This window comes from Leptospira noguchii serovar Panama str. CZ214 (assembly GCF_000306255.2).
In the GTDB taxonomy this organism is placed as follows: domain Bacteria; phylum Spirochaetota; class Leptospiria; order Leptospirales; family Leptospiraceae; genus Leptospira; species Leptospira noguchii.
Window position 1 is genome coordinate 1 of sequence record NZ_AKWY02000025.1, and the last position, 8,634, is coordinate 8,634.

Below are 8,634 nucleotides of genomic sequence, written 5' to 3' on the forward strand. Positions count from 1 at the left end.
ACTGGCCGATACCATTGAAATGGATATTTTCGACGTAGGACGCATGCTCTATGCAAAAAAATGGGAACTGGAAATCAGAATTCAATCCTCTTCTTTAGAAGAATTTTTGGACTTAGCTACAGCTTGGAGCTGAAATGTTTTCAGTTGCGTCTTGCGTGCGTTTTCGCAATTTAAAACGCGCGCGCAAACATGATTCCACGAACGTAAATGTTCTGAACGACCTGGAAATTTTTCGGAACACGTTCGAACTTGAATTCAAAATCGGTAACGAAACGATCCATGAAGACGCGTTATCCACGCTTATCGAACCTATGCCGATGATTTTCAAAACGACCGATCAGGGAACGGCAAACAACGTGATTCGTCCGGCGATTCAAGCGATTCCAAGAAAAGCAGAATCGGTTTGGATGAAACGATCCGGCCAGCTTATTATCCCATTCGATCGTCCGATCCCCGTCAAAGACGAAGTTTTCAGTTTAGAACTCCGTCCGATGGAAAACGCGGGGAATCCGACCACGCTTATTGAGCCCTACAAGATTCAGTTTAGAATCGGAGCCGCTAACGACTTAGTAGGAAATAAGGTCGCTCGCGGGTAGTTCCGTAACCGATTCAAAGGATTAAAATGGAACGTAGAAGAGTAGCAGAACATATTTTGTCTGGTGAATGTGTCGCGATGGTTGACGGAGAGACAAAAAAAATCTCTATCAAAAATCCGACCAGCTCCGTGGTAGAGTGTTGGGGAATGCGGGTTAAATTCAACCAGGCAAATTCAAGGTCTTTAGTAGAGATTAAACTCATCGGGCAAAAAAGAGAAATTACGTACGGACCCTTGCAGCTTGGAATGATTGGTGACGCTCGGGATCTTGCGGACAACTCCGAAACAATTCCTGTAAATTACAAGATTTTCGGGACAAACGAAATCGAAATTTCTCTCACTGCAAAAGGAGCAATTTCAGCCGGAGACGTTGCGTTTACGTTTTTTGCCGAAGGCTCAAGGGTAAATAATGCGTAATGGACAGATTCGTTTCGAAAAAGTCCATATTCTCTGTTTCTAATATACTGAATCCTTCTACGGATGAGGTTCTTTTAGAAAAAGACGTTCAAAAATCTTCTAATAATTTGCCGGGAACGATGATGTTTTCGGCGATGTTTGTTAAACTAAAAACCGACAGACCTCAACATATTTCAAAAATCCAAGCAAGCCTTTCTCAAAATTATAGTTACGTTCGTAAGTCCTATCTTCCGATTCAATCGTTTAACTTTTTTGTCTCAAATGAAGAATCGATGATTGAAATTTTAAAACCGTTTTCGGATTCAGAACTTGCGAGTTCCAATTTGAAATTGAATGGTTCCTTGGTTCCTAGTTTGACTATAGCAAGAAATACTCTTTTTTCCACGGAATTAGAGATTGATCAGACTCCTGAGAATATTATAGAATTCTCAAGTTATGCACCGGATTACAATTTTCTTTTTTCTCCTCGGTATAACAATACAAAGACGATCTTTTCGAATCTCAAAAAAGTATTTCAGTGCAGTTTTACCGATCAAATTGAATCGTCTTTAGAGATTCCGATTCCAAAACAATACAAATATCTTTTGATTTTGCCATACGCTTCGAGTCCTACGCCGGTTACGAAGTTTAGAGCTTCCTCTAAAATTTCCGTTTCCTCAATCCTTTCCATGACGATCCGGGAGGACTAACGTGTCCTGGACTCAGATCGATGTAAACAAATTTGAAAGTTCATCTGGTTGGACTTTGGAACTGGACGGCGGTTATGGATGGATCATGTATCATGAAGAAATCGAAGACGAGCTTCCGGAAACATTTCTTGTTCTTGCGGATCTTTTTGGAAACCCGGGTCAAGCGGTTATTACTGTCGATCCGGCAACGGGAACGATTCCAACCCAATACATTCCCTCCCTTGCAATCAATGATATTTTCACAGTAAATAGTCAAATGGCTCAATTGGCGTTAATCGCACAACGTGGAGACATTGCAATTCGTTCGGATCTTCCCGGTCCGGCTATGTTTATCTTAGCCGGGGACGATCCAGCGTATTTACAAAATTGGATTCCTGTTACAACGATATACCCCGATTGGAACAATATTCAAAACAAACCTTTGGCATTCCCTCCACAGAATCATAACCATGATGTTCGTTACTATACCAAATCCGAGACGGATTTAAGTTTATTAAACAAACGGAATACAGGACCGATACCAGCAAACGAAGTTGTTGAGGATACGAATCACAGGTTTGTTTCGGATGCTGAAAAAAATCAATGGAACAATCCAGATCCTCCTAAGTGGCTTGCTATCCAAAATAAACCAGCAACGTTCCCGCCGGATTCCCACGATCATGACACCCGTTATTACACGAAAAATCAGACAGATACAAGTCTATCAAATAAACGTAATACAGGCGACATTCCGGCCATAGAGATCATAATAGACAGTAATCACCGTTTTGTCACCGATACACAAATAGCCGCGTGGAATGCTGGTGGTGGCGGACTCACAAATCCACTCAATCAGGATATTAATTTTTCCACTGGTAGAATATTAAAGTTAAACAATATTCCTGTTGCGGGCTGGTTGGATAACGGGACTCCGTTTTACAAAAAAAGAATTGTTTATCGTTTTAATAACGGGGTCAACTATGCGAATATTCCTCACAATGTTGCAAATGCCAGGACAAATGTGCGCATCATTGGATTTAAGTATGTCGCTCAACAGGTTAGCTCACCTGGTGTTAATATTATGCTTATAGATAATTATACAGGTAGCAATACACAGATAGGATCAATTTCCTATGACGATACTAGTATGTATGTTGTCAGAGGAGCCACAACCGGCGCTTTTGATTTCATAATGCAGATCGAATACGTATAAAAGGATTATAATATTATGAATATATCAAAAAACTTTACATTGGACCAAATGACCGTGACTGAAACCGGTCTTGCAAATAAACCGGATGAACAAACGATCGAATCCTTGAAAAGATTGTGTGAAACGATCTTAGAGCCGCTTTTCGAATCGTTAAAACTTCCAATTTCTGTTTCTTCCGGCTATCGTTCGCCGGCGGTAAATCGAAAGATCAAAGGCTCTCCGACCTCTCAACACATGAAAGGGGAGGCGGTGGATTTCGGAATTAAAGGGATGAACAAACAAGATATTTGTAAAAAAATCTTAGAACTGGATTTACCGTTTCATCAGCTAATCAATGAGGGGACAATAAACGGCGCGACCTGGGTTCACGTTTCTATCGCTCCCAAAGGTGTTAAACCGAAAAAGGAATTTCTAAACGCTTATGGGACTCAAGGAAAAATGAAATACCAAAGGGTAGAGGTAGCTTAATTCGTGGAAGTTGTATATTTAGAAATTATAAAATTCTTAAATGAAGGATCACTTTTTAGGGTCCTTCTTATTCTGTGTTTTCTTTTCTGCTTTCTCCTTTTTGCGGGTGTTGGCTTTCTTTGGTTCAAGAATCCTTCTTTGATCGAAGAAGCACTTCACACGCTGTCACTTAAAAAATCCCCGGAACAAGTCACGGAAGAGCCAAACCCTGCACCTCTGGTTTCTCCAAACTTTATCCGGGGTCTTTTTTCCAATTCACTCGACTTTTCTTTTGCAGAAAAAGGCGCAGCTTTACGTTTTCCTTCTTACATGCGGACTCGGGCAGAGGACGGGCTGAAAGAAATTTTGGAAAATATAGTTTCTTCGATCCGGGAAATCTCTACCGAAAATCGTTCTATAGAATTCGATTTTTCGAATACTCTCGTTTTAAATCAGTATTCGGCTAATTGTATTTTTGAGATTCTAAAGGACGTTCAAACCAACAACGGGGTTTATCTCGTTCTCTTGTTTCAAGGAAAACATCTAAAAGAATTTGAAACTGATGTTCGTAAGTTTCTTTCCCACTCAGATTCTAAATCCGTCAACGTGAAGAGAAAAAAATGAAACGCTTCCTATCTGTATTTATCATTCTATCATTTACGTTTTGTTCTTCGTATCAATCCAAAGTCGAGAAAAACAAAATCGATTTGGACCGGGTGGAACAAAACGTATTAGAATCAGACGATATTCCGAAAGAGGATAAGGATTTTGTCAAAGAAACGTTGAAAGAAACGAAAGAACTTTTGGACAAAGGCGTCTCTGAGTCAGCCCTCGCGGACAAGTGGAGAGATTATCTTTTCGACAAATGGCTCTATATTTCTTTGTTTGTGCTGGGGGCTTTTACGTTACTTGTTCTTAAATTCAAATCATCCTCTCTAACTTCATTGATTCCGAATTTTTCATTTCGAAAAAATGGAGGTCCAGAAAATGCCGGATAGCTCTTTAAGCACAAAAGTATTTTTGTTTCGGTTAAACAATTATTCGATCGAAAAAGAACATACTCTGTTAGAAAAATTTGAAGCGTATGGCCTAAATGACCACTGGCAAGGATACAGTCCGCCGGGTCATCCGGAGATACGTGGGCTTTACTTTGTCCCGGCCACTCAAGAGCTAAAAACGCAAGCCGAACGTTTAATATCCGAATCAGTTACCTTAAACATGTCCGCCGTTGGAACGTATGACTTGTTCGACATTCCGTTTTCGGATATTGAAAAAAACAAAGGATCGATTCCTATCGCGTATATCATATTAGGAATTCTGATTCTTCTTTTGGTTTTAGGAGTTTTGAAATAATGGCCGCACAACGTTACTACCTCTACTACAAACAAACTGGAACCGGAAAACTGGTTGTGGGCAAGCCAACCGGTTATACTCAATTTATGCACAATTCGGATGCCAAACGGATGAGTTTTGTTTTACCGGAGAATCAAGGTAAAGCACAAGAAGCGATCGGGAAATTTGTCCAGGACTTTCAGCGTTTGAATACCGGTAAATTTTCGATTTCAAATACCGCGATTCAAAATATATCGAATCCAACGCCACAGCCTGGACCAGCTCCAAAACCCAAACCTCCTGTCGGTGGAACAGACATTAAACCAAATACAACCGTTGTAACAAATTCCGGCAAAACGGAGCCAGATAAAAAAGATGATAATTCGGTTATTATAATACTCGCAATTATAGCCGGTCTGATAGCACTTCCGAAAATTCTCAAAGGCAAAAAGCGAAGGTAAAATTTTGTGCCTAAATATTCAGACTATTTTGATTTTAAATACACGCCCAAGGGGATCGTATATCACGCGATTGATTATTCGGGTTATTCGGGTGATGTTAATATTCCCGATCAATTAAAATCATATAACAGTTTTTTTGAAGATTCGAAACGGCGTCGAATTGGTTTCGCGGTTCAGAATGGCTCGGTATATCGCGAAATAAATATCGCAAATATATATTCAGTCGATGCACAAATTCCAATTTTTAACAAAATATTTTCGCAAGCAAATACACATATACCAAACTTTAGTAATTCCATAAAAACTTATGAATTCGATTCCGGTGGAACTTCAATCCCAATTCCGACATCCGTAAAAGATGAGGCCGAAAAAGTATACAAGGAAATTAAGGAAATCTTAATTGTTGCCCTTGTTATATTTTTGCTTTGGGAAATTTTTGGGAAAGAAATGATGAAAAGAAAGAGGTAGTATAATGGCCGTTATATCCTCTCTTGAAAACGTTGATTCCCGGCTTGTGTCTTTTTACGAAGACCTTAAGCGGACTCTACCATCTGTCTACGTTTTCGAGTCTCGTCGCTCTGTCGCAAGGCAAGCAAAACTTTATGCGGCCTGTAAAGCAGGAACCGGTTCTTGTCCAGCGGCTCCGCCGGGATCTTCCGCGCATCAATACGGAAAAGCTTTGGATATAAACGGTTTCAGTGCGTTAGAAAATCGTAAAATCATTGATTCCGTACTAGTACGACATCCTGATATTGAGTGGGGAATCGGCTGGAAACAAACCGATCCACCTCATTTCCAAATCCGAAATTGGAGTAAGGGGCTTTCGTTCGGTGATAAATTTTTTGACGGAGGGTTTTGGGCATGGGCTGTAATTGCAATAATTCTAATATACTTTCTAAACAGATAAACGGTGAACTCGGAATGTGGCCGTTCGATTGGTTGGAACGTAAGGCGACTGAATTTTGTTTGGAAAAAGCGTATGATCACATAACGCCAATTGTGGCGTTTATTATTTGTGTTGTTTTGATTTTGTTCTTAGGCGGGCGGATCAAGTGGGTTTGAACACGCGTTTAAATTGTAATCCTTATCCCACCTCAGTGCCGAGTTTCGAATATTCCCGCCGAATACGATCTTGAGTAGAAAATTTATATTTTTCTATATTTTCGAGATTTTTATATTGACATTTCTGCTCAAAAATATAGAAAAATCTCATCCTTAGAAAAAAGGGGGTGATACATGGAAATGGCGACCGAAAAAACTCGAAACATTCACGTAAGTGAAGAATCTATTAGCAAATTAGTAGAAGCTTTTAAAAAAGCGACTGGAGCGAAGCCAGTAATCAAAGACATTGTTGAGTCTGCGATTATTGAAAAAGCTGAATACTATGACAAACGGTCGCTGGTTGCAAAAAACCGGTGAGCTTAACACAGCTTCCATAATACATATTTTTGTTCCGTGCAATGAGACTTAATCTGTCTCATAGTTTTAAGGGACATAATATGTATTATGGGAATTTAATGTTACTTAATGATTAGTCGTCCCTGAAAAAAAGTCAGAATGGCGAATGACGCAAATAAAATGGTTTGCAATAGGGAAATGTCAAAAACAAAATCACCGTAAAGAATCTATAAACCACGTAAAAGCCGGTGAAAATGAAACCAGAAGAAAACTCAAAACAAAAGAATCAAGGTGAACTATTTCGCAACAGATTAGACCTTTAGTAAAAGAAGCATCAAAAGAAAATATTCAATTACTACTCGGACACATAAATAGAATACTTGGGTTGATTGTTTCAAAAATTTGAATGTTTTGGTCTTGCTCTAAAATGCCGTAAATCGCGAATTTGCAGCATTTTTTAAGTACTGCTATTTTTTTGCAAATTCGGTCGTTAATAACTTGGTACTATCTTCATACGTCCGAGTAGTAAGACAAAGTTATAAGAACCTGCCCACCAGTTTCTTCGGTAAGAAAACTAGGGGGCAGAACCTTGCAGCTTAATCTTTTTGTAAAGTAAGATTAAGTTTTGAGATACGCTGTAAACGAAAAGGTAAATTAGCATTCATTAAACAAGGACGTTATTTTCATGCGAAACAAAGTAAACGGGCGAATAAAGAAACAAAACGCCTAAAAACATATTTGGGCTGTGTAAAACGGGAAATATGGTTCGAAATTTTCTCAAAGGTAAAGAAGGGGATCGTATCAATGCAATCTTATCCGCTGCTGGGTTTAATTTCTCTAAGCTATGAATTACTTTCGAACACATGAAAATAATTAGTATCAAAATCTAAACAAGTCTATAAATATAATTAGTCGTCCCTGAAAAATTGAGATTTTGAGGAAAAGAAAGGAACAAGACTCAAATTGAAAATAAAAACGATGAAGAGATAAGATTTTCGAAATAACAAAAAAAAGCTCGAATGAGCCTTTAAAAAATATTATTTTTTATAGAAAATATAATTATAAAAAGAAGAATAGCTACCCTTATGAAATATTGTTTCATGTTGGTATTTTTCAAATTTATAAAAACTTGCTTTTTGCATTATCGTAATAACACGATTAACATAATCAATCTCATTATCGTTAAGTTTAATTGATACCGATTTTAATTTAGGACTGCTTAATATTTTTGCGCCTCCTTTTATAATTTTATCCCCAAAATTATCAACGTCGATCTTAATGTAATTCGGGAGAGGTGGTTTGTATAGATCGATAAAAGAGTCAATTGTATAAGATATCATGGCTTGTTTGTAATTAATTTGAATGAAGTTACCACCAATTTTGGCTTCTTTTATTATATCTTTTTCACTAAAAATATTCATAGTACCCCCAGGAATATCGGAATTCATATGAAGATAACCAAGAGAGTTAAAATCACTGAATGCGATTGGGTAGGCACTAATTATTTGATCCATCTCGTTTAAAAATATATTTCTATTCAGTAAAAAAAAATTTACTGCAGATGGTTCAAAGGCTAATATTTTTAAATTCTTATTTGAATTTCCTGCATATATGGAATAATCCCCTATATTCGTTCCAATATCCCAAAATACAGAGTTGTTTAAAAATGCATCTATCCATTCAATAGTTTCAGGTTCCTGTATCAATAGAGTTTGAGCCTTCCAAATTGCAATCGACCCAAAATCAAAAAATTTAATTTTTCCCTCTTTGGTTTTGATCGATATGCTTTTGAAAGATGAGTTTAGGTCTAAATTAATAACTTTTTTTATAATTTTATTTGGTTTTATTAATATTTTAAATTTGCGAATTAAAGATTTTAAAAGTTCTATCATTTTAATCGATTCTAACTTCCCATAATACATATTATGTCCCTTAAAACTATGAGACAGATTAAGTCTCATTGCACGGAACAAAAATATGTATTATGGAAGCTGTGTTAAGCTCACCGGTTTTTTGCAACCAGCGACCGTTTGTCATAGTATTCAGCTTTTTCAATAATCGCAGACTCAACAATGTCTTTGATTACTGGCTTCGCTCCAGTCG

At 37.7% G+C, this 8,634-nt stretch carries 14 protein-coding genes; 13 read left to right on the forward strand and 1 reads right to left on the reverse strand.

Annotated features, from left to right (window positions below):
* Positions 1-134 precede the first annotated feature (134 nt).
* The 13 genes from LEP1GSC059_RS14675 to LEP1GSC059_RS14730 all read left to right on the forward strand — a co-directional run bounded on the left by LEP1GSC059_RS14675 (position 135) and on the right by LEP1GSC059_RS14730 (position 6,552).
* Positions 135-596 (forward strand): hypothetical protein, encoded by a 462-nt coding sequence (locus tag LEP1GSC059_RS14675; RefSeq protein WP_017213218.1) that lies wholly within the window; start codon positions 135-137, stop codon positions 594-596.
* A 26-nt stretch (positions 597-622) separates the two neighbouring features.
* Positions 623-1,012 carry a hypothetical protein gene (locus LEP1GSC059_RS14680; RefSeq protein ID WP_017213219.1) on the forward strand — a complete coding sequence of 130 codons (390 nt, stop codon included), beginning with the start codon at positions 623-625 and terminating at the stop codon, positions 1,010-1,012.
* The gene (locus LEP1GSC059_RS14685; RefSeq protein ID WP_017213220.1) at positions 1,012-1,701 is read left to right on the forward strand and encodes a hypothetical protein; all 690 of its coding nucleotides are present in this window, start codon (positions 1,012-1,014) and stop codon (positions 1,699-1,701) included. Before LEP1GSC059_RS14680 ends, LEP1GSC059_RS14685 begins: the two co-directional genes overlap by 1 nt.
* A gap of 1 nt (position 1,702) precedes the next feature.
* Positions 1,703-2,893: a hypothetical protein gene (locus LEP1GSC059_RS14690; RefSeq protein ID WP_017213221.1), complete on the forward strand. Its 1,191-nt coding sequence runs from the start codon at positions 1,703-1,705 to the stop codon at positions 2,891-2,893.
* 15 nt (positions 2,894-2,908) lie between these two features.
* Positions 2,909-3,361 (forward strand): D-Ala-D-Ala carboxypeptidase family metallohydrolase, encoded by a 453-nt coding sequence (locus LEP1GSC059_RS14695; protein ID WP_020980992.1) that lies wholly within the window; start codon positions 2,909-2,911, stop codon positions 3,359-3,361.
* A 3-nt stretch (positions 3,362-3,364) separates the two neighbouring features.
* The gene (locus LEP1GSC059_RS14700) at positions 3,365-3,964 is read left to right on the forward strand and encodes a hypothetical protein (RefSeq protein WP_017213176.1); all 600 of its coding nucleotides are present in this window, start codon (positions 3,365-3,367) and stop codon (positions 3,962-3,964) included.
* Positions 3,961-4,338 (forward strand): hypothetical protein, encoded by a 378-nt coding sequence (locus LEP1GSC059_RS14705; protein ID WP_017213177.1) that lies wholly within the window; start codon positions 3,961-3,963, stop codon positions 4,336-4,338. The genes LEP1GSC059_RS14700 and LEP1GSC059_RS14705 overlap by 4 nt, the downstream gene beginning before the upstream one ends.
* A complete protein-coding gene (locus LEP1GSC059_RS14710) occupies positions 4,328-4,693 on the forward strand; it encodes a hypothetical protein (protein ID WP_017213178.1) in 366 nt (121 codons plus the stop codon). Before LEP1GSC059_RS14705 ends, LEP1GSC059_RS14710 begins: the two co-directional genes overlap by 11 nt.
* A complete protein-coding gene (locus tag LEP1GSC059_RS14715; protein WP_017213179.1) occupies positions 4,693-5,133 on the forward strand; it encodes a hypothetical protein in 441 nt (146 codons plus the stop codon). The genes LEP1GSC059_RS14710 and LEP1GSC059_RS14715 overlap by 1 nt, the downstream gene beginning before the upstream one ends.
* Before the next feature lie 6 nt (positions 5,134-5,139).
* The gene (locus tag LEP1GSC059_RS24350; RefSeq protein ID WP_004437131.1) at positions 5,140-5,601 is read left to right on the forward strand and encodes a hypothetical protein; all 462 of its coding nucleotides are present in this window, start codon (positions 5,140-5,142) and stop codon (positions 5,599-5,601) included.
* A 4-nt stretch (positions 5,602-5,605) separates the two neighbouring features.
* A complete protein-coding gene (locus tag LEP1GSC059_RS14725; protein WP_017213180.1) occupies positions 5,606-6,040 on the forward strand; it encodes a D-alanyl-D-alanine carboxypeptidase family protein in 435 nt (144 codons plus the stop codon).
* Positions 5,995-6,195, forward strand: a complete 201-nt coding sequence (locus LEP1GSC059_RS22255) for a hypothetical protein (protein WP_020980990.1) — start codon at positions 5,995-5,997, stop codon at positions 6,193-6,195. The genes LEP1GSC059_RS14725 and LEP1GSC059_RS22255 overlap by 46 nt, the downstream gene beginning before the upstream one ends.
* 174 nt (positions 6,196-6,369) lie before the next feature.
* Positions 6,370-6,552 carry a globin family protein gene (locus tag LEP1GSC059_RS14730; RefSeq protein WP_004437257.1) on the forward strand — a complete coding sequence of 61 codons (183 nt, stop codon included), beginning with the start codon at positions 6,370-6,372 and terminating at the stop codon, positions 6,550-6,552.
* A gap of 1,016 nt (positions 6,553-7,568) precedes the next feature.
* On the opposite strand, the gene LEP1GSC059_RS14735 is transcribed toward LEP1GSC059_RS14730, so the two are convergent.
* A complete protein-coding gene (locus LEP1GSC059_RS14735) occupies positions 7,569-8,453 on the reverse strand; it encodes an FkbM family methyltransferase (protein WP_020980991.1) in 885 nt (294 codons plus the stop codon).
* Between the last annotated feature and the right edge of the window lie 181 nt (positions 8,454-8,634).

Excerpts from the sequence above, each read along its gene's own strand:
- LEP1GSC059_RS14675 (WP_017213218.1), top strand. The coding sequence starts at position 135 with ATGTTTTCAGTTGCGTCTTGCGTGCGTTTTCGCAATTTAAAACGCGCG.
- LEP1GSC059_RS14680 (WP_017213219.1), top strand. The coding sequence starts at position 623 with ATGGAACGTAGAAGAGTAGCAGAACATATTTTGTCTGGTGAATGTGTC.
- LEP1GSC059_RS14685 (WP_017213220.1), top strand. The coding sequence starts at position 1,012 with ATGGACAGATTCGTTTCGAAAAAGTCCATATTCTCTGTTTCTAATATA.
- LEP1GSC059_RS14695 (WP_020980992.1), top strand. The coding sequence starts at position 2,909 with ATGAATATATCAAAAAACTTTACATTGGACCAAATGACCGTGACTGAA.
- LEP1GSC059_RS14705 (WP_017213177.1), top strand. The coding sequence starts at position 3,961 with ATGAAACGCTTCCTATCTGTATTTATCATTCTATCATTTACGTTTTGT.
- LEP1GSC059_RS14710 (WP_017213178.1), top strand. The coding sequence starts at position 4,328 with ATGCCGGATAGCTCTTTAAGCACAAAAGTATTTTTGTTTCGGTTAAAC.
- LEP1GSC059_RS14715 (WP_017213179.1), top strand. The coding sequence starts at position 4,693 with ATGGCCGCACAACGTTACTACCTCTACTACAAACAAACTGGAACCGGA.
- LEP1GSC059_RS14725 (WP_017213180.1), top strand. The coding sequence starts at position 5,606 with ATGGCCGTTATATCCTCTCTTGAAAACGTTGATTCCCGGCTTGTGTCT.
- LEP1GSC059_RS22255 (WP_020980990.1), top strand. The coding sequence starts at position 5,995 with ATGGGCTGTAATTGCAATAATTCTAATATACTTTCTAAACAGATAAAC.
- LEP1GSC059_RS14730 (WP_004437257.1), top strand. The coding sequence starts at position 6,370 with ATGGAAATGGCGACCGAAAAAACTCGAAACATTCACGTAAGTGAAGAA.
- LEP1GSC059_RS14735 (WP_020980991.1), bottom strand. The coding sequence starts at position 8,453 with ATGTATTATGGGAAGTTAGAATCGATTAAAATGATAGAACTTTTAAAA.